Genomic DNA, 19,542 nt, shown 5'->3' with positions numbered 1-19,542 from the left:
AGACCCGTACCGCCTGTTCCGCTGCCACACGATCATGAACTGTGTCGACGTCTGCCCGAAGGGACTGAACCCGACCAAGGCAATCGGCAAGATCAAGGAATTGATGGTGCGTCGCGCTGTCTAGGATGAATAACCTCACGCTCACAATCGTTCGCTGCCTCAGCGGGCGGTTAGTACGCTTGTGAGCGGCCCGGTACGTACTGACATGAACGAACCATCGCATCAGTCCGACCCTCTCCGTCGCGCGCGCCTTCGCTGGCGCGCACGACGAGGCCTGCTGGAAAACGATCTGATTTTTGAACGTTTTTTCAGCCGATATGAGCATGACCTCAGCGATGCAGATGTGGGCGCACTTACGCGCTTGCTCGAGCTGAGCGATAACGACCTGATGGACTTGCTTCTCGCGCGCAAGGAACCTGAAGGCGAGCTTGCCGACCCGGATGTGATCCGGGTCCTGGAGCTGCTGCGCAACGCTTGAGCGCCGCGAGTGCGTTGTTCCAGGCGTGCAATTATCGAAACCCTGTTTACATACTTCGATTGAGGATGTGCTATGACCCCGTCAGATGTTAAAGCCACGCTATCGTTCAGCGACAACTCGCCGAGCGTTGAAATGCCGATTTACAAGGGCACTCTCGGCCCGGACGTGATCGACATCCGCAAGCTGTACGGCCAGACTGGCAAGTTCACGTACGACCCTGGCTTCATGTCCACGGCGGCGTGCAATTCGGCGATCACCTACATCGACGGCGATAAGGGCGAACTGCTGTACCGCGGCTACCCGATCGACAACCTCGCGGAAAACGCCGACTTTCTGGAAACGTGCTATCTGTTGCTGAAGGGCGAACTGCCCAACGTGCAACAGAAAGACGAGTTCGTGAAGACCGTCACGAACCACACGATGGTGCATGAGCAAATGCACTTCTTCTTCCGCGGTTTCCGTCGCGACGCGCACCCGATGGCGATTCTGGTCGCTGCAGTCGGCGCGCTGTCGGCGTTCTATCACGACTCGCTGGACATCAACAATCCGCGTCACCGTGAAGTTTCGGCGATCCGCATGATCGCGAAGCTGCCGACGTTGGTCGCCATGGCGTACAAGTACAGCATCGGCCAGCCGTTTGCGTACCCGCGCAACAACCTGTCGTACAGCGCGAACTTCATGCACATGATGTTCTCGAACCCGTGCGAGGACTACAAGGTCAACGACGTGCTGGTGCGCGCTCTCGACCGTATCCTGATCCTGCACGCGGATCACGAGCAGAATGCATCGACGTCGACCGTGCGTCTCGCCGGTTCGTCGGGCGCGAATCCGTTCGCGTGTATCGCAGCCGGTATCGCATGTCTGTGGGGCCCGGCGCACGGCGGCGCGAACGAAGCCGCGCTGAACATGCTGGAAGAAATCGGCTCGGTCGACAACATTCCTGAGTTCATCAAGCAGGTGAAGGACAAGAACTCGGGCGTGAAGCTGATGGGCTTCGGCCACCGCGTGTACAAGAACTACGATCCGCGCGCGAAACTCATGCGCGAAACCTGCCACGAAGTGCTGAACGAGTTGGGCCTGCACGACGACCCGCTGTTCAAGCTGGCCATGGCACTGGAAAAGATCGCGTTGGAAGACGAATACTTCGTGTCGCGCAAGCTGTACCCGAACGTCGACTTCTACTCGGGCATCGTGCAGCGCGCGCTGGGCATCCCGACGTCGATGTTCACGTGTATCTTCGCGATGGCTCGTACGGTCGGCTGGATTGCGCAGTGGAATGAAATGATCGCCGATCCTGAACAGAAGATTGGCCGTCCGCGTCAGCTGTTTATCGGCGACACGCAACGTGAAGCGAAGCCCATTTCGCAACGATAATCGGGTTTGAATTTGCCTGCCCATAGCAAGAGGTTTGCTATGGACAACGGCAAATCCTAAGGCTTTACGAGAAAACGCCCCAACGGGTTACACCGTTGGGGCGTTTTTATTTTCGGGCGTGTGTCTGCCGCAAGCCGTTCGTCGTGTGCGCTGTTCAAGCGGATGGCGTATTTCGTTGCCGCCGACCCGATCTTTCGAGCGACGGCGGGCGCGCTTGCAGATTGTGCGGCGCCGTGCCCGCATCTTTCGGCGGGTGGCCGTGGGTCTCGAAAAAGCGTCGATACGCGCTCGGCGTCGTGCCGCGCGCGGACAGAAACTGTCGATTGAAGTTGGCCAGGTTTGGAAAGCCGGCTTTCGTGGCAATTAGCGCGATGGGCCACGCGGTGTCCGTCAGTTGCCGCGTTGCGTAGCCGATCCGCAAGCGGCTTAGATAGCGCCCCACGCTTTCGCCGAGATGCCGCACGAAGTAGCGGTGCAAGGAGCGCTCCGACAGGTTGGCCACCTCGCACAACTCCGCAATGCGCAGCGGCTCGTGAAAACGCCTGTCGAGCAGATCGAGCACGCGGTTCAGGCGCTCTGCCTCGGATGCGCTGCCGCCCGGCGTCGCGGGCGCTGGGCCCGCGAGTGACCGCTTTCCAGCTTCGGCTGAATCGGCTGAGTTGGTGGATCGATCCCGTCTGCCGGACCGCATGACGTTGTCGCCCTGCACGCCGCGTCCTGTCGTTCCGTCTCTATGCGCAGCCGGCGACGCCAACGGCTCGGATGCCGCGTCCGCGAGTTGCGCCAGCACATCCAGCGCGGCGCCGAGCCGCACGCGCGGCGACTGATCGAGCAACGCTTCCATTCGCTCGCGCATCAGCGTCGCGGCCTCGGTGGAGAATCTCAGCCCCGGCGCGGCACGCCGGAGCAGCGTGCGCAGCGACGCGAACTCGGGGCAGCAGTCCGCCATTCGGCGCGCCCAGTCGCCGCTGAACCACACGACGATCGCCACCTGAGGCGCGCTGGCATCGATCGGTTCAGTCGACGCCCAAGTATGCGGCATGTCCGGCGGCACGAGCACGAGATCGTCGCCGCTGTAGTCGGCGATGTGATCGCCAATGAAGCGGCGGCCTCGACTGTTCATCGTCAGCGTGAGTTCGTACTCGGGATGGTGGTGCCACTCGAACGGTATCTGCGCGAGCTGCCGGTGGTAGACGCGGACCGAGCAGCCGTCGGGAATGGTGACGCGTTCGTATTGAGGTTTCACGCTGGGCTACCTGGCCGCGCGGGGGGAGACGCGGCAATGTCTGAATTGTATCGGTATCTGGCCATTAAGCATGTTTCGCGACGGCCAAACGTCCTTACTCTTCAAATGAGACAGCACCACACAGACCGCTTAAAGGAGACGAACCATGCCACTTATCATCGACAATCTTCCGGAGGCGGTTCGCACCACCAAACGCGCGCTGCGAGCCGCGCTGCCGAACTACAAGCAGGTGTTCGGCGAAGTGGAGGGCGCGATCCGTCGGCAGGTCGACACGATTCAGCGCGACCGCGCGCAGGGACGCGATGCGATTCCCGTGTTCGACTATTCGTCAGTCGTTTCCGGCGACGTCGATCCAGCCACGATCCTCGGCATCAAGGCTCGCGGCGCATGCGTCGTGCGCGGCGTTTTCGACCGGCAGCAGGCGAGCGACTGGAACGACGAAATCACCGAATACGTCGAGCGCAACGACCTCGACGCCAAACTCGCACATCGCGCGGAAGACAGGTATTTCGGCAACCTGTCGTCGAGCAAGCCGCAGATTTACGGCATTTACTGGTCGAAGCCGCAAACAGCCGCTCGTCAGTCGGAACAACTGACGAACACACGAGTGTTCCTGAATCGCCTGTGGACGTCGGAAAGCGAAGGCAGGCGGCATTTCGATCCCGAGCGGGTGCCTGTCTACGCGGACCGCATTCGTCGTCGGCCGCCCGGTTCCGAGTCGCTGGGTCTGTCGCCGCACGTGGACGGCGGCTCGGTCGAGCGTTGGCTCGATCCGAATTTTCAGAAGGTGTATCGGCATGTGCTGACGGGCAATTGGCGCGACTATGATCCGTTCGACGCGGCGTATCGGCCGGATGTTCAGGAAATCCCATCGCCGGCCGTGTGCTCGATGTTTCGTACTTTCCAGGGCTGGACCGCACTGACGCCGCAGGGTCCCGGCGACGGCACGCTGCAATTGATTCCGATCGCGAACGTCATGGCCTACGTGATTCTGCGCGCGCTGCAGGACGACGTTCCCGACGACGAACTGTGCGGCGCTCAACCGGCTCGCGCGCTGTCGATCAAGCCGGAGTGGCACGGCTTGCTGCTCGAAGCGGTGACGCCGATCCCCCACATGCAACCGGGCGACGCCGTGTTCTGACACAGCGACGTCATCCATTCGGTCGAAGACGCACACCGCGGCAACGGCTACAGCAACGTGATGTACATTGCGTCCGCGCCGTGGTGCGCAAAAAACGAAGATTATCTGAAGCGTCAGTTGCCGAGCTTCTTGCGCGGCGAAAGTCCCCCCGATTTTCCGGCCGACCACTTCGAAACAGACTTTATCGGACGGGCGCAAGAAAGCGATTTGACGCCGCTTGGGCGCGCGCAACTCGGTTTCGATCTATCGCGCTGAGCCGTCGAATGAGAGGCGGTCAGCGAACCGTCTTGCTAGATCCAGTCTCGCGCGTCGGTTGAACTGGCTAGCCTGGCGGGCCCGCTCTTATCCGGAGCGGGCCCTTTTCGCTATCGCCAACGTGGGCGCGTCGCGCGCGAGAGTTCAGGCCCGCCGGCGCACCATGCCATAAATGACCAGCAGAATGATCGCGCCGATCACCGACGCAATCCAGCCCGCCGCCTGACCCGGTTGATACCAGCCGAGCGCACGCCCGATATAGCCCGCAATCAGCGAGCCGGCAATACCGAGAATGATGGTCATGATGAGCCCCATCCTGTCGTCTCCGGGCTTGACCGCCCGTGCAATCAATCCGACCACGAGCCCTACGATCACCGTACCGATGAAGGAAAGCATGCTGACCTCCCAAGAGTGTGAGTACTACCGTTTTCATTAACTACGGGCTGCTTCGCTGCCGCGATGCATTTCCGAGCATACAGGCGAGCCGGCGGTCCATGTGTGCCGGTCCGCGCGTCGCATGCTTCAGCAACAACCGCGCCGCGGTTCCGGATGCGCGGACTCTCAAGAAAAGACAGCAACCTAGGGTAATCCCTGTGTTGCTGTTTTTTTTTGACCTCGTCACCGTAAACGTATGTTGTCAACGAAGTACATTCTGAGCGAGAACAAATTGGATGTTTCATCGTGGGACCGGCGCAGCGCCGTCGGCCTTGCCCATACCTATGGCGAAGGTTCGGCCGACGTCGAAGGCGTCGTGCGTGAGGCGATTGACCGGGCACGCGCCTGCAACGCTGCCTTCATCGACGTCACTGAGACTCGCGCGCTCGAGGAGTCACGCGCTGCGGCCGCGCGTTGGCGCGAAAAGCGCCCGGCCAGCGCGCTCGACGGCGTGCCGATTGCCTGGAAAGATCTATTCGATGTCGCGGGCACTGTCAGCACGGCGGGCTCGGCACTGTTCCGCGGCCGGCCACCCGCCACCGCGGATGCACCGTTGGTCGCCGCAGGCGCCCGTGCAGGCTTCGTGTGCATCGGCAAGACGAACCTCAGCGAGTTCGCGTATTCCGGGCTCGGGCTTAATCCGCACTTCGGTACGCCGTTCAATTCCGCTTTCGATGCGACAGTCGAAGGCGGCGGGCATCGCGTTCCTGGCGGCTCGTCGTCGGGCGCGGCGATTGCCGTCGCTGCGGGCGTCGTGCCGATCGCGGTCGGCACGGATACGGCCGGCTCGATACGTATACCTGCCGCGCTGAACGGCGTGGTCGGCTATCGCGCAAGCAGCGCGCGCTATCCGCAGCAAGGCATGATCGGACTGTCGAAATCGGCCGATACCTGCGGACCGCTTGCACGCAGCGTCGCCGATTGCGCGGCGTTCGACGCCGTTGTGCGCGGACGCGAGCTGCCTCGCGCGCTCGCCGGTTTGCGTGGACAACCCTTCGTCGTGCCACTGGGCTGGGAATCGCGCTTCGCGGTGACGGACGACGTCGGCGACAACTTCATGCGCTTCGTGGCGCGTCTGTCGAAGGCCGGCGCGCGTATCCGGCAAGTGCGTGTGCGCGCCTTCGATGCGGCATGCGACCTCATCGCGACGCGTGGCTGGTTCGGCTCCCTCGAAGCGTTCGAGGCTTATCGCAGTGTGCTCGACTCCGACGATGCCAAGCGCATCGACCAGCGCGTGCGTACGCGGCTCGAACTGAGCCGCGACGTGCCGGCGTCTCGCCTTGCCGAACTGCTCGCGGAGCGCGCCCGCCTGCTCGGCGAATTCGGCGCCGAAATCGACGGCGCCACATTGCTCTTGCCGACCGTCCCCCATGTCGCGCCGGAATGCGCGCCGCTCGAAGCGGACTCGAAGCGCTTTGCAGCCGTCAATGCCGCAACGCTGTCGATGACCATGCCCGGCAGTTTTCTCGACACCCCCGCCTTCGCGATGCCAACCGGCGCTGACCCGGCGGGACTGCCTACCAGCGTGCAACTGATGCGCGCGCAGGACGACGACGATGCGCTCATCGCGCTCGCGCTGGCCGTCGAACAGATGGTCACCCTCGATTGATTTGCTCAAAGGAGAACTGAAGATGGCTAAGGAAATTCTGATCGCATTCGGCATCGACGTGGATGCGGTTGCGGGCTGGCTCGGCTCATACGGTGGCGAAGATTCGCCGGACGACATCTCGCGTGGTCTCTTCGCCGGTGAAGTCGGTTCGATGCGCCTGCTGAAGCTTTTCGAGCGCGAGAAGATCAAGACGACCTGGTTCATTCCCGGGCACTCGATCGAAACCTTCCCCGAGCAGATGAAGGCGGTGGCCGATGCGGGACACGAGATCGGCATCCACGGCTACAGCCATGAAAACCCGATTGCGATGACGCCCGAGCAGGAGGAAGCGGTGCTCGATCGCAGCATCGATCTGGTGACCAGCCTGAGCGGCAAGCGGCCGACAGGCTACGTCGCGCCGTGGTGGGAATTCAGCAACGTGACCAACGAGCTGCTCGTGAAAAAGGGCATCAAGTACGACCACAGCCTGATGCACAACGACTACCACCCGTACTACGTGCGCGTGGGCGACTCATGGACGAAGATCGACTACAGCAAGCATCCCGATACATGGATGAAGCCGCTGCAGCGCGGTCGTGAAACGGATCTCGTCGAAATCCCGGCGAACTGGTACCTCGACGACCTGCCGCCAATGATGTTCATCAAGAAGGCGCCGAACAGTCACGGCTTTGTCAATCCGCGCGACATCGAACAGATGTGGCGTGACCAGTTCGACTGGGTGTATCGCGAACACGACTACGCCGTGTTCCCCATCACGATTCATCCAGACGTCTCCGGTCGCGCGCAGGTGCTGCTCATGCTCGAACGCCTGATTGCCCATTTTCGCGAGCACGAGGGCGTGCGCTTTTGCACCTGTGACGAAATCGCCGACGACTTCCTGCGGCGTCAGCCTCGCCAATCCTGATCACAACAGCAAGTCGACCAACGCGAGTCCCGACCATGTCCACTCCCGAGCTCCGAAGGAGCGCCACGATGAAAGAAAACCCTTTGTATGCTTCCGGTTTCAAGCTGGAGCAGATCCTGCCGTCCGACGTGAAGCGGGCGACCGTAGTAGCGTTCTTCGCGTGGGTGTTCGCCGTTTATGACTTCATTCTGTTCGGCACGCTGCTGCCGGAAATCGGCAAACACTACGGCTGGGATGCCGCGGCGCAGGCGGAAATCGCTACGCTGGTCGCCGTCGGCACGGCGGTGATCGCGTTCGCGATCGGGCCGTTACTCGACAGGCTCGGCCGTAAAGCCGGTCTGCTGTGGACGGTTGCGGGCGCGGCGCTGTGCTCGGGGCTCACGGTGGTCGGCGGGGCGATGGGACAGGTGCCGCTCGTGTTGATCCGCTCATTGTCGGGCCTCGGTTACGCCGAAGAGACCGTCAATGCCACGTATCTGAACGAGCTTTACTCGGCTGCCAACGACCCGAAGCTCAACCGCAACAAGGGCTTTATCTACAGTCTCGTGCAAGGCGGATGGCCGATCGGCGCACTGATCGCGTCCGGACTCACCGCGCTTTTGTTGCCGCGCATTGGCTGGCAGGGTTGCTTCGTATTCGCGACGTTTCCCGCCATCGTCATCTTCTTCATGACGCGGCGTCTTAAAGAAAGTCCGCAGTTTCTGCTGCACAAGCGCATCAAACAGCTGCGTGAAACAGGACAGGACGGCGAAGCTCGCACGCTCGCGAACGCGCATGCGGTCGATTACGAAGAGCATAGCCGCGCCGGTCTCGCTGAAGCGTTTCGTGGCAATGCGCTACGCGCGACGCTCGTTCTCGGCGGCGGCATTCTGCTCAACTGGTCGGCTATTCAGGTGTTCAGCGTGCTGGGCACGACGGTGCTGACGCGTGTGCATAACGTTTCGTTTGAGAATTCCCTGCTGATTCTCGTGTTGTCGAATGTGATCGGCTATTGCGGCTATCTGAGCCACGGGTTCATTGGCGACAAGATCGGCCGGCGCAATACGCTCGCCATCGGCTGGATGCTTGGCGGTCTGTCGTTTGCCGGCATGCTGTTCGGTCCGAGCAGCGCGGGCGTCGTGGTGGCGCTCTATAGCCTGGGCCTGTTCTTCCTGATCGGACCGTACTCGGCGGCGTTGTTCTTCATTGGCGAGAGCTATCCCACTGCTATCCGCGGCACGGGCAGTTCTATCGTCCACGCGATGGGTCCGATCGGCGCCATTCTCGCCGGCGTGGGCGTGACGTGGATGCTCAATCATGGCGGCGACTGGCTGCACGCGGCGCTGTGGTTCGGCGCGGTGCCGTGCTTCCTGTCCGGCGTCCTCATTCTTTTCGCGCGGCACGTCAACCCTGCCGAAACCAGGTAATCCGACAGGAGAATCTCTGTGAAAGTAGCTTTAGTAACGGGCGCCGCGAGCGGCATCGGGCAGGCGCTCGCAGTAGCGTATGCACAAGCCGGCGTCGCCGTGGTCGGCGGGTATTTTTCTGGCGATCCGCACGACCCGCAGTTGACAGTACAAGCCGTCGAGCAGGCGGGCGGCCAATGTCTGATGCAGGCCGTCGATGTCACCTCGGCGGACCAGGTCGAGGCCTTTGCGGCCGCGGCAGTGGAGCGCTTTGGCCGCATCGATTACGCGGTCGCCAACGCGGGTCTGCTGCGCGCATCGCCGCTGACGGACATGAGCGACGAGCAGTGGCATCAGATGCTCGATGTCGATCTGTCCGGCGTCATGCGCACGTTTCGCGCCGCAGCGCGCCACATGCAGGACGGCGGCGCAATGGTCGCGGTGTCGTCGATCGCCGGCGGGGTGTATGGATGGGAGAACCACACGCATTACTCGGCGGCCAAAGCGGGCGTGCCCGGATTGTGTCGCGCCGTCGCGATGGAACTCGCGCCGCGCAACATCCGCTGTAACGCCGTGATTCCCGGTCTCATCGAAACGCCGCAATCGCTCGACGCGGTCAATTCGCTCGGCCCGGACGGCCTGCGCGAGGCGGCCAAGGGTATTCCGCTTGGACGTGTCGGCAGACCGCAAGAGATTGCGTCGCTGATCCGCTATCTGACGAGCGACGACGCTTCATACATCACCGGGCAGTCGATCATCGCGGACGGCGGTCTCACCGTGCGGTGGCCCGGCTAGGCCTTCGATCAGGACACACACAGGACATACACAGGACGCTCATCAACATGGCATTAATGTTCTCACTCGACGGCCGCCGCGCGGTCGTCACGGGTGCGGCGAGCGGCATCGGCGCCGCCATTGCGCTCGCGTATGCACAGGCCGGCGCGCGCCTCGTGCTCGCCGATCTCAACGAGGCGCGGCTCGCCGCTCATGCCGACGCCTGCCGCGCAAACGGCGTGGAGGTTCAAACCATCGTCGCCGATGTGGGCGACGAGACGGGCGCGCACGGCATCGTCGATCGCTGCATCGCGGCTTATGGCGGCATCGACATCCTCGTGAACAACGCGGGCATGCTGACGCAGGCGCGCTGTACCGATCTCACCACCCAGATGTGGGACGACATGCTGCGCGTCGATCTGCGCAGTGTCTTCCTTTGCTCGCGGCGCGCGCTGCCGTCAATGACCGCGCAACGCTGGGGCCGCATCATCAACGTGGCCTCGCAACTCGGCATTAAGGGCGGCGCCGAACTCACGCACTATGCTGCGGCGAAAGCCGGCGTGATCGGGTTTACGAAGTCTCTCGCGCTTGAAGCCGCTCCCGACAACGTGCTCGTGAACGCTATCGCGCCGGGTCCGATCGAGACGCCCCTCGTGGATGGAATCAGCGCATCATGGAAGGAAGCGAAGTCAAAGGAATTGCCGTTGCGACGTTTCGGCCGTGCAGACGAGGTCGCACCGACCGCCGTGCTGCTCGCCTCCGACCCGGGCGGCAACCTGTTCGTCGGACAGACGCTCGGCCCTAATTCCGGCGACGTCATGCCTTAAACGGTGGAGAGTGCAAATGTGCGGCATGTGCGGATTGCTCGGCGGCGGGCGTCACTGGTCCAACACCGTGGCAGCAGGCGAAAGCGTGAGCGCGCGGCGGCAGCGGTATGTGCAGGTCGCGCATGCGAACCGGGTGCTCGAAAGCTTTCGGCTCAAGCTCGCGGATTTTCACGGGCAATCGTTCGTGCTGTCTTCGCCGACGGGCGCGCAGATCATCGTCGAAGATTTCATGCAGATATGGAAAGCCGCCGAGACCATGCTCGGCCGTCCGCTCGACCCGCTCACCATGTTCGCGGAAGACGAGGCGCAACCATGAGCCTCGCCTATGACGTGATTCCGGTGACTATCGTTACGGGCTTTCTCGGCAGTGGTAAGTCCACCTTGCTCGCCGACGTTCTCAAGGGCGATGCCGCGCGTGACACAGCCGTGCTCGTCAACGAGTTCGGCGAGGTCGGGCTCGATCACCTGTTGATCGGCGAGGTAGATGCGCAGACCGTACTGCTCGATAACGGTTGTGTCTGTTGCGCGATACGCGGCGAACTGAAGGAAGCGCTCGCCACGCTGTTCTCGCGGCGCGCTCGCGGCGAGGTGCCGCCGTTCTCTCGCGTCGTGCTGGAGACAACGGGTCTCGCGACGCCCGCGCCGATCGTTGCGACGCTGCTCGGCGACCGCGTGGTATCGAGCCATTATTCGATCGGCGCGATCGTTACGGTGGTCGATGCCGTCAACGCCGATCAGCAACGTGCGCGGCATCCGGAATGGCTTGCGCAGGTGACGGCTGCAGATCGTATTGTCGTCAGCAAGGCCGATCTTGCCGGCGATGCCACGCTCGCTGTGCTCGAGCAAACGCTCTCACAACTGAACCCGGCCGCGAGCGTCACACGCCGCACGTGCGCGGACGATGCGTCGGTCGTACTGGACCCGGCGGCGAACGCGCACGACTTCGGGGACTTCGTTCGGCGCTCGGGCATGCTCGCACGGGAGTCCCGCCAGGCAGACAATCCCCTCGCGGGACTCAACGCGACGCCCACGCACCGTCAAGGACTTGCGGCGCTGGAAGCGTTTTGCATCGAGTTCGACGAACCTCTGGACTGGCCCGTCTTCACGCTGTGGCTGACGCTGCTGCTTAACCGTCACGGTGATAACATTTTGCGAGTCAAAGGCATTCTCGCGCTTGCCGGCGCGGACCAACCGGTGGTGGTGCATGCAGTGCATCATCTCGTGCATCCTGTTCTGCATCTGGATGCATGGCCAGGCGCCGGCAAGGAAGAAGCGCCTCGTTCGCGCCTTGTCATCATTGCGCAAGGCCTCACGCGAGACGCGGTGGCCGCATCCTACCGGCGCCTGTGCCGGCATCTTCAAACAGCCGAAGCCCTAATAGATTGAAATCCGACCGTCCGAGCTTGCCCGCCCCTGCCGTGCACCCCTCCAGGGTCGAACTGCGCGTGCTCGGCACGACCGTTACGCTTCAGGAGCACATCCGCAAACGAGCCGAGCAGGATCTGGGCATCCGGCTGCGCTTCATCGTTCAGGATGGCGGCGCCGTGCAGCGGGACGGCGCGATGCATCCCGACCGCTATGAACTCTACGACCAGTGGTTCCACAGTCTCGATTGCCTGTGGCCGACTCATGCGCTGCAACCCATAGAACTCTCGCGCATTCGCCGCTGGGACGAAGTCAACGTGCTGCCGCGCACGGGGCGCATCGGCCGCGCGCCCGCACGGCATGCGGCGGGCAAGCTCAGTGGTGCGGGCTGCACACCTGCCGACCGGCTCTACGTTCAGCCGGACGGCTCGCTTGCCCGCAAGCCGAGCGAGCGCATCAGCATGCTGCCGCTCACACACAATGCGGACAGCTTCGTCTATCTGGAAGATGCGATGCCTGCTTCGCTCACCGGAGGCGAAGAGAGTTGGGCCTGGCTGCTCGCGCCCGAACTCGCTGGCCGCGTCGCACTGCAGGCGGATGCAGCAATCGGCGCCATCGATGCGGCGCTCGCCGTCGAAGCCAGCGGGCTCATGCGCTTCGACGACATCGGCAATCTGAGTATCGAGGAAATCGACGGGCTGATCGCGATTCTGATCGACTTCAAGCGGCGTGGGCATTTCGCAGGGTTCTGGTCGAGCTTCGCCGAAGCCGCGCAACTGATGATCGCTAACAAGGTGGCGATCCAGAGCATCTGGTCGCCCGCCACCGTCGAACTGGAACGCGCGGGTCTCAAGTTCAGGCTCGCGAGGCCGCGTGAAGGGTATCGGGCGTGGTTCGGGGGCATCGGCATATCGCGGCTCGCGCATGGTCGCGTGCTCGACGCCGCTTACGAGTATCTGAACTGGTGGCTTGAGGGCTGGGCCGGCGCGACAGTCGCCCGGCAAGGCTTCTACATTTCGAATCCCGAGCGCTCGCGGGCACATCTGGAAGCCAACGAATGGGCATACTGGTACGATGGTGCGCGCGCGTCGGCCGATCTGCCCGGTCCCATCAGCAAACATCTCGTGCCCGCGGGTCAGATGCGGGACGGGGGCAGCTACGTTGCGCGTATGAGCCGGGTCGCCGTATGGGATTCGGTGATGGATGAGCACAATTACCTGGTGCGCCGCTGGACCGAGTTCATGCGGTCCTGACGGCGAAGTTCGTTTGACGATGACAAGACGCGCAGGCGCTTCCCGATCTTCCCGCTCACATCCAGCCGCGCATCGGCCGGCGGCGCCGCTGACTGTGGACCCGGTCCATCCGACCGATTCCGCGGAGGTATCGCCCGAAGCCGATAACCGGTTGCGCTACCGCGTGATTCACGACCGGCTCAAGTCGGCCATTGCGCTCGGCAATATCGCGCCGGGACTCGTGCTGCTGGAAGGACCGGTCGCGCGCATCTTCGGCACGAGCCGCGTGCCGGTAAGAAAGGCCTTCGAGATGCTGCACGCCGGCGGCCTGCTGCTCACCTTCGAAGGACGGGGCTACCTCGTGGCGAATGCGGACGGCAGCGCACCCGAGCCGCTGCGCGCGCCGATCTCCGAAGACACGCTGGGCTTCGACCGTCCCTCTGAACCGCTAGATATCCCTTCGAACAGCGAGCGCATTTACGATTCGCTAGAAGCCGCCATCTCGCTTGGCATCGTGTTCGGGCATTTTCGTATCGACGAAAGCAATGCGGCCGAAGTCTTCGGCGTGAGTCGCGGAACCGTGCGTGAAGCGCTCAACCGTCTGCGTGACCGCGGGCTGGTCGAGAAGTCCGCGTACTCGCATTGGCTATGCGGTCCGCTCACCGCCCGCGCCGTGCGGCAGGATTACGAGTTGCGCACGTTGCTTGAGCCGGCGGCACTGCTGGCGAGCGCGCCGTCACTGTCACGTGAGCAGCTCGAAGCAGCACTGCGCGACGTCGAGCGCGCGATAGAAGACCCGGATTCAGTCGATGCAAGCACGCTGTATCACCTGGAAGTCACGCTGCACGATACGTTCCTGAGCGGTGCGCCGAACCGCAAGCTGCTCGCGACGATCAGTCAGGCGCACATGCCGCTGATCGTTAATCACGCTTTCTACGATGCGTTCCGGCTGCATCCGGAGATGAGCACGCTCACGGAGCACCGGACCGTGATCGAACTCCTGCTGCGCGGGGAGTTCGCCGCGGCGTCAACGGCGCTCGCCGTGCACCTTCGGCATGGCGAAACGCGTACACGTCAGCGATTAAAGGTGCTCGCCGTGCTGCCCGATCCGGATCTCCCTAGTTACATGCAGCGGATTGCATAAGCCGCGAACGTGGGCGATTTCTGCCCGCATTTTTGCTTCATAACGACGCGTCCACGCCGAATGCTTCCGCGACCTTACGCTGATAACCGCCTGTCGCGAGCATCAGGCTGCGCGAGTACTCGCTCTCGACTTTTTGCGCCCGAATGCTTTCTATAGGGAGCTCTTCGACGATCTCTCCATTGCGCATGATCGCCACGCGCGAGCACAGAAAGCCGACCACGGCGAGATTGTGACTGACGAGGATCATCGTCAGATTGCGCTCGTGATGCAGGCGCTTCAACAGGTTGAGAATTTCGGCTTGCACCGAGACATCGAGCGCGGACGTCGGTTCATCCAGCAGCACGATGCGCGGTTCGACGATCAACGCTCGCGCGATCGCCACCCGCTGCCGTTGCCCTCCCGACAGTTGATGCGGATAGCGAAAGCGAAAAGACGGATTCAGTCCTACTTCGCGCAGCGCGTTCACGATCCTCGCTTCATGATCGCCAATGCCGTTGATACGTAGCGGCTCGCGCAGCGTCTGATCCACGGTGAAGCGCGGATGCAGCGACCCATAGGGGTCCTGAAACACCATCTGCACATCGCGCCTGCGCATGTCGCGATCCGAACCGGCGATATGCAGGGACCCCTCTGCAACGGGTGTGAGTCCGCTCAGCGCGCGAAGAATAGTCGACTTGCCGGAGCCCGATTCACCGACCAGACCGAATACCTCGCCTGCCGCGACATGAAAGCTTGCGCCGCGAACCGCATCGACGAGGCCCGTGGCCGTCTTGAAGCGAACGGTCAGTGCATCGACGCGAATCATAACGGCGCTCCTTGCTGTTCGTTTAAGTCGTTGAGCCACGCCGTGTCGCGCGAGAGCACGGGCAACTCGGCGGGCGGATCCACAAGCGGCGGGTTCGCGGCAAGCAGCCCGCGCGTGTACGGATGTTGGGCATTGACCAGATCGCGCGCCGCGCAGGTTTCAATGACGCGACCGGCGTACATCACCACCACGCGGTCGCAGAACGACATGACGAGCGGCAAGTCGTGACTGATGAAAATGAGGCCCGTCTGGTGCTTTTCGATGAGTTCATCGAGCACGGCCAGCACCTGCATGGAGACCAGCACGTCGAGCGCGCTCGTCGGTTCATCTGCGATCAGCAGGCGTGGACCTGTCGAGACCATCATCGCGATCATCACGCGTTGCCCCATGCCGCCTGACAACTCATGCGGATATGAGCGGGCGACGCGTTCAGGGTTGCGAATATGCACGGACTCGAGCGCCGCGACGACCTTTGCCCGCATTTCCCGACGGCCAAGTTTTGGATCACGCAGCGCGAATGCTTCGCGCATCTGCTGCTCGACGGTCATGACCGGATTAAGCGAATACTTCGGGTCTTGCAGGATCATCCCCATTTGCGAGCCGCAAGAGCGACGGCGTTTATGGGCCGGCATCGCCAGCATGTCCTGGCCGTCAAAGCGCAGACTTTTGGCCGTGCAGTGTGCGGCGGGCGGCAACAAGCCGAGCAGGGCGCGGCCTGTGAGCGATTTGCCCGAGCCCGATTCGCCGACAATGCCGAGTCGCTCGCCCTTTTTCAACGTGAGCGAGAGACCGCGTACCGCTTCGTTCAGCGTGCCGTCATGCGCGCGAAACGCAATGCGCAGGTCGTCGATTTCACACAGCGGATGGGCCGCTTCGCTCGTGTGCATGTCAGTCTCCATGACGCGGATCGAACACGTCGCGCAGCCCGTCACCGAGCAGGTTGAACGCTAGGCTCACGAGCAGAATCGCGAAGCCTGGTATCGTGGCGACCCACCATGAATCGAGCAGCACGTTGCGCCCGGAAGCGACCATGAAGCCCCATTCGGGACTCGGCGGTTGCGCACCAAGCCCGAGGAAGCCGAGACCCGCGACGGTGAGAATGATGCCGGCCATGTCGAGCGTCGCCCGCACGATCACGGACGACATGCATAGCGGCACGACATAGCGCAGCAGGATGCGCAGATTCGACGCGCCTTGCAGACGTGCCACCTGGATGAAATCGGCCTGCACGAGTCTCAAGGTTTCGGCGCGAGCGAGACGCGCATATGCGGGCCACGCCGTGATGGAGATTGCGATCACCGCATTGATCACACCGGGTCCCAGCGCTGCGGCGAAAGCGAGCGCGAGCACGATTTTCGGAAACGCCAGCGCGATGTCGGTTACACGCATCAGCACGTTATCGACCCAGCCGCCGAAAAAGCCCGCCGTCGTGCCAATCATGAGGCCAATCGGCACCACCACGACGACCACGAGTATGGCTATCGACAAAGTGAGGCGCGAGCCATAAATGATGCGCGAGAGAATGTCACGCCCAAGCTGGTCGGTGCCGAGCCAGTGCGATGGCGAGCCCGGCGGCAGCAGGCGGTCCGACAGCACCTGACGCAAAGGATCATGCGGCGCGATCCACGGTCCGATGATCGCGACGATCACGAGCACCATGAGGATCGCAAAACCGAATACCGAAAGCGGATTGCCCGCGAAACGCCGCCAGCGTCGATAGGCGAGGCCCAACGCTGCCTGTTTGCGCGACGCGGGCGTGTCGGTGAGCAGCCATTGCTTCCACGTTAGGCGCGCGGCATTCATCGGCCAGTCCTGCGTCGAATGTTCAAGAGGATGACGCACGTCGAAAGTCTCCGTTGCATCAGCGGGCGCGTGGATCGAACACGCGATAAAGCGCGTCGGTGAGCAGATTCAACGCGATGAAAGTGGCACCTATCACAAGCGTGCTGCCAAGCACGGCGTTCATGTCGGCATTGAGCAACGCACCCGTCAGATACGATCCGATGCCGGGCCACGCGAATACGATCTCGGTCAACACCGAGCCCTCCAGCAGGAAGCTGTATGAGAGCGCGATCACCGTGAGCAGCGGCACGGCGATATTGCCGAAGGCGTGCACCCATACGACACGCCGCTCGGGCACGCCTTTCGCGCGCGCCGTTGTGATGTACTCCTGGTTCAATTGATCGAGCATGAACGAGCGCGTCATCCGGCTCAGGTACGCGACGGAGTAATAGCCGAGTATTGCCGCGGGCAACGCGACGTGCGAGATGGCATTGAAGAACACATCCCATTCGCCGGCCATCAGCGAATCGACTAGCAGGCTGCCTGTGCGCGGCTCCACCATGCCGTCGAACACCGGGTCCAATCTCCCGGGGCCCGACACCCAATGCAGCTTCGCATAGAACAGCAACAGGCCCATCAGCCCGAGCCAGAAAACAGGCACGGAACTGCCGATGAGGCCCACGAAGCGCGCGACGTGATCGATCCAGCGGTTATGGCGCGTTGCGGCCACCACGCCGAGCGGCACGCCGACCAGCACGCCGGCGATGGTCGCGAGCGTGGCCAGTTCGAGCGTGGCGGGAAACACGCGGCGAATGTCGTCAAGTACCGGACTGGCTGTCAGCAGCGACACGCCAAGGTTGCCGTGCAGGACCGCATTCACGTAGATCAGAAATTGCTCGACGAGAGGCTTGTCCAGACCCAGCTGGATGCGCGCGGCCGCATAGGCGGCGGCCGACGCACGATCCCCGAGTATCGCGAGCACCGGGTCGATTGGCACCTTGCGGCCGATCACGAACGTCACAGCGAGCAGACCCGTGAAGGTGATGGCGAGCGTCAGTGCCCAGCGCAAAACGCGCAGCGTCCAGCGCACGCTCGCGCGGCGCGCGGACGCGGCGCGAATGCGGTCGATAGGAGTCAACGTTGTCGACATGGTTCGGACGCCGCCCGGCGATTACTGCTTCTTCACGTGCAGGTACGACACCAGGTCGTTGATCGGCCCAACTTCGAGCCCCGACACGCCTGGCCGCATCGCTACCTGCGATACCTGCTGGAACATGATGACGAACGGCGACTGCGCGAGCATTTCTTTCTGCATCGCCTGATAAAGCTGCGCGCGTTTTGCAGTGGACGATTCGGCGAGTGCCGCATTGGTTTCTTTCGTCAGACCGACGATGTCCCACGAATTGCGCCATGCGAGCATTTTGTACGAGGACTTGTCGGAGTTGTCCGGGTTCCACGCGAAGCCCTGCGCATTGCTGTGCGGGTCAATGTAGTCGGCAGACCATTCGCCGATGTAAATGTCATGCTGGCGCGCGCGATACTTGGCGAGCGTCTGCTTGTTATCGCCCGGAATAATGTCGACCTTGATGCCGGCTTGAGCCAGATTGGCTTGCACCGCCTGCGCGATCTCGTTGTACGGATAGGCGCTACGCACGTCCATCGTCACGTTGAAGCCGTTCGGCAAGCCCGCTTTGGCGAGCAGCGCCTTTGCCTTTGCGACGTCCTGGTGATAGGGGTTGCTGTTGAGCGCGCCAAGAAAACCTTCTGGCAAAAACGTTTGATGAACCTTATAGGTCGTCTTCACCACGTTCGTCTGAATGCCGTTGTAATCGATCAGCCACTTCATTGCTTCCTGCACTTCGGGCTTCGCGAGATTCGGGTTCTTCACGTTCAAGCCCAGATACAGCAACGTGGCTTGCGGTATGGCCGCCACGTGAGCCTTGTTCGACTTCGTCAATGCAGCGAGGTCGTCCGGGCTCAGATTGCGCGCAATGTCCGCGTCGCCATTTTCGAGTAGCAGGCGCTGGCTCGATGCTTCAGGAACGTGTCGCAGCACGATGCGCTTCATGGCGAGCGGCATGCGGTAATCGTCGTATTTCTGCAGGATGATGCTGTCGTTGGCGGTCCATTTAACCAGCTTGTAAGCGCCCGATCCGGCCTCGTTCGTACGCAGCCATTCGTTGCCGAAGTCATTGCCTTTCTGATGGGACATCAGCAGTTTTTTATCGAGCACGGAAGCGGGCCACGCGCCCAGAACGTTCAGCACGAAGGTCGGCGCGTACTTCTGATCGGTCGTGATACTGACCGTCGAATCGTCGATCTTTTTGACCTTGTCGAGCGCGTTCTCTTTGGTGAGCCCGATGCCCTGCAGCACGGCGGCAGCGCCTTTGTCGAGAAGCACGCAGCGCTGAATCGACCATGCGACGTCATCGGCCGTTAGAGGGTTGCCGGAGTGGAACTTGAGACCGGAGCGGACCTTGAAGGTGAATGTGAGTCCGTCGGGGCTCACGGTCCAGGATTGCGCGGCGTCCCCGTTGAATTTCGATGGGTCTTTCAGGTCGACCCGTATCAGGCGGTCATAGGTGTTCGCGACATATTCTTCCGGCACCAGTTCGTAGACCTCGCCGGGATCGAGCGTCGAAAATTCGTCGAGCGTCGTGGCCATGACAAGCATGTCTTTCGGCGTCGCCGCGAGCGCGCTGCCTGTCATCGAGGTGGAAAACGTCAGCGCGGATGCCACCGCGACCGCTGCCAGCGCATTGCGCAAAACCAGATTCATACTTGCT

The 19,542-nt window shown here is 62.4% G+C and carries 18 protein-coding genes and 2 pseudogenes; 13 read left to right on the top strand and 7 right to left on the bottom strand.

Features of this window, described 5'->3' with window-relative positions:
- The 3 genes and pseudogenes from sdhB to gltA all read left to right on the top strand — a co-directional run.
- Nucleotides 1-124, top strand: a pseudogene (gene sdhB / locus ACTJLB_RS28800) (succinate dehydrogenase iron-sulfur subunit); the annotation flags it as partial.
- Between the two features lie 81 nt (nucleotides 125-205).
- The gene (locus tag ACTJLB_RS28795; protein ID WP_020071103.1) at nucleotides 206-478 is read left to right on the top strand and encodes an FAD assembly factor SdhE; all 273 of its coding nucleotides are present in this window, start codon (nucleotides 206-208) and stop codon (nucleotides 476-478) included.
- 72 nt (nucleotides 479-550) lie between these two features.
- Nucleotides 551-1,852, top strand: coding sequence for a citrate synthase (gene gltA / locus ACTJLB_RS28790; protein ID WP_027805112.1), 1,302 nt, complete (start codon nucleotides 551-553; stop codon nucleotides 1,850-1,852).
- A gap of 154 nt (nucleotides 1,853-2,006) precedes the next feature.
- Here gltA and ACTJLB_RS28785 read toward each other — a convergent pair whose 3' ends face one another.
- Nucleotides 2,007-3,098 carry a helix-turn-helix domain-containing protein gene (locus ACTJLB_RS28785; RefSeq protein WP_440785284.1) on the bottom strand — a complete coding sequence of 364 codons (1,092 nt, stop codon included), beginning with the start codon at nucleotides 3,096-3,098 and terminating at the stop codon, nucleotides 2,007-2,009.
- Nucleotides 3,099-3,243: 145 nt separating this feature from the next.
- Between ACTJLB_RS28785 and ACTJLB_RS28780 the strand changes: the two are divergent.
- Nucleotides 3,244-4,494 (top strand): annotated as a pseudogene (locus ACTJLB_RS28780) (DUF1479 domain-containing protein).
- A gap of 144 nt (nucleotides 4,495-4,638) precedes the next feature.
- On the opposite strand, the gene ACTJLB_RS28775 reads toward ACTJLB_RS28780, so the two are convergent.
- Nucleotides 4,639-4,890 carry a GlsB/YeaQ/YmgE family stress response membrane protein gene (locus ACTJLB_RS28775; protein WP_020071099.1) on the bottom strand — a complete coding sequence of 84 codons (252 nt, stop codon included), beginning with the start codon at nucleotides 4,888-4,890 and terminating at the stop codon, nucleotides 4,639-4,641.
- A gap of 271 nt (nucleotides 4,891-5,161) precedes the next feature.
- Between ACTJLB_RS28775 and ACTJLB_RS28770 the strand changes: the two genes are divergently transcribed.
- The 9 genes from ACTJLB_RS28770 (at nucleotide 5,162) to ACTJLB_RS28730 (ending at nucleotide 14,169) form a co-directional block, all read left to right on the top strand.
- On the top strand, nucleotides 5,162-6,538 hold the full coding sequence (locus tag ACTJLB_RS28770; protein WP_440785282.1) for an amidase family protein: 1,377 nt from the start codon (nucleotides 5,162-5,164) through the stop codon (nucleotides 6,536-6,538).
- 22 nt (nucleotides 6,539-6,560) lie between these two features.
- Nucleotides 6,561-7,442 carry a polysaccharide deacetylase family protein gene (locus ACTJLB_RS28765; RefSeq protein ID WP_440785281.1) on the top strand — a complete coding sequence of 294 codons (882 nt, stop codon included), beginning with the start codon at nucleotides 6,561-6,563 and terminating at the stop codon, nucleotides 7,440-7,442.
- 68 nt (nucleotides 7,443-7,510) lie between these two features.
- The gene (locus tag ACTJLB_RS28760) at nucleotides 7,511-8,848 is read left to right on the top strand and encodes an MFS transporter (RefSeq protein ID WP_020071096.1); all 1,338 of its coding nucleotides are present in this window, start codon (nucleotides 7,511-7,513) and stop codon (nucleotides 8,846-8,848) included.
- Nucleotides 8,849-8,866: 18 nt separating this feature from the next.
- Nucleotides 8,867-9,622 carry an SDR family NAD(P)-dependent oxidoreductase gene (locus ACTJLB_RS28755; RefSeq protein WP_020071095.1) on the top strand — a complete coding sequence of 252 codons (756 nt, stop codon included), beginning with the start codon at nucleotides 8,867-8,869 and terminating at the stop codon, nucleotides 9,620-9,622.
- A 47-nt stretch (nucleotides 9,623-9,669) separates the two neighbouring features.
- On the top strand, nucleotides 9,670-10,428 hold the full coding sequence (locus ACTJLB_RS28750) for an SDR family NAD(P)-dependent oxidoreductase (RefSeq protein ID WP_440785280.1): 759 nt from the start codon (nucleotides 9,670-9,672) through the stop codon (nucleotides 10,426-10,428).
- Nucleotides 10,429-10,444: 16 nt separating this feature from the next.
- The gene (locus ACTJLB_RS28745; RefSeq protein ID WP_020071093.1) at nucleotides 10,445-10,744 is read left to right on the top strand and encodes a hypothetical protein; all 300 of its coding nucleotides are present in this window, start codon (nucleotides 10,445-10,447) and stop codon (nucleotides 10,742-10,744) included.
- Nucleotides 10,741-11,814: a CobW family GTP-binding protein gene (locus tag ACTJLB_RS28740; protein WP_440785279.1), complete on the top strand. Its 1,074-nt coding sequence runs from the start codon at nucleotides 10,741-10,743 to the stop codon at nucleotides 11,812-11,814. Before ACTJLB_RS28745 ends, ACTJLB_RS28740 begins: the two co-directional genes overlap by 4 nt.
- A gap of 32 nt (nucleotides 11,815-11,846) precedes the next feature.
- Nucleotides 11,847-13,046: an ABC transporter substrate-binding protein gene (locus ACTJLB_RS28735; protein ID WP_440785277.1), complete on the top strand. Its 1,200-nt coding sequence runs from the start codon at nucleotides 11,847-11,849 to the stop codon at nucleotides 13,044-13,046.
- 19 nt (nucleotides 13,047-13,065) lie between these two features.
- Nucleotides 13,066-14,169 (top strand): GntR family transcriptional regulator, encoded by a 1,104-nt coding sequence (locus tag ACTJLB_RS28730; protein ID WP_408487715.1) that lies wholly within the window; start codon nucleotides 13,066-13,068, stop codon nucleotides 14,167-14,169.
- Nucleotides 14,170-14,206: 37 nt separating this feature from the next.
- On the opposite strand, the gene ACTJLB_RS28725 is transcribed toward ACTJLB_RS28730, so the two are convergent.
- The 5 genes from ACTJLB_RS28725 to ACTJLB_RS28705 are packed head-to-tail and all read right to left on the bottom strand — an operon-like array spanning nucleotide 14,207 to nucleotide 19,535.
- Complete coding sequence (locus ACTJLB_RS28725; protein ID WP_410803482.1) at nucleotides 14,207-14,974, bottom strand: ABC transporter ATP-binding protein; 768 nt, start codon at nucleotides 14,972-14,974, stop codon at nucleotides 14,207-14,209.
- A complete protein-coding gene (locus tag ACTJLB_RS28720; protein ID WP_440785275.1) occupies nucleotides 14,971-15,861 on the bottom strand; it encodes an ABC transporter ATP-binding protein in 891 nt (296 codons plus the stop codon). The genes ACTJLB_RS28725 and ACTJLB_RS28720 overlap by 4 nt, the downstream gene beginning before the upstream one ends.
- Before the next feature lies 1 nt (nucleotide 15,862).
- On the bottom strand, nucleotides 15,863-16,777 hold the full coding sequence (nikC, locus tag ACTJLB_RS28715) for a nickel transporter permease (RefSeq protein WP_027805109.1): 915 nt from the start codon (nucleotides 16,775-16,777) through the stop codon (nucleotides 15,863-15,865).
- Nucleotides 16,778-16,835: 58 nt separating this feature from the next.
- The gene (locus tag ACTJLB_RS28710; protein WP_020071086.1) at nucleotides 16,836-17,906 is read right to left on the bottom strand and encodes an ABC transporter permease; all 1,071 of its coding nucleotides are present in this window, start codon (nucleotides 17,904-17,906) and stop codon (nucleotides 16,836-16,838) included.
- A gap of 21 nt (nucleotides 17,907-17,927) precedes the next feature.
- Nucleotides 17,928-19,535, bottom strand: a complete 1,608-nt coding sequence (locus tag ACTJLB_RS28705; protein ID WP_440785274.1) for an ABC transporter substrate-binding protein — start codon at nucleotides 19,533-19,535, stop codon at nucleotides 17,928-17,930.
- Nucleotides 19,536-19,542: the final 7 nt, after the last annotated feature.

This window comes from Paraburkholderia sp. 22098 (genome assembly GCF_052045935.1).
Taxonomy (GTDB): domain Bacteria; phylum Pseudomonadota; class Gammaproteobacteria; order Burkholderiales; family Burkholderiaceae; genus Paraburkholderia; species Paraburkholderia caledonica.
Note: the sequence above shows the minus strand (reverse complement) of the source record. Positions and strands in the feature narration are given on the sequence as shown.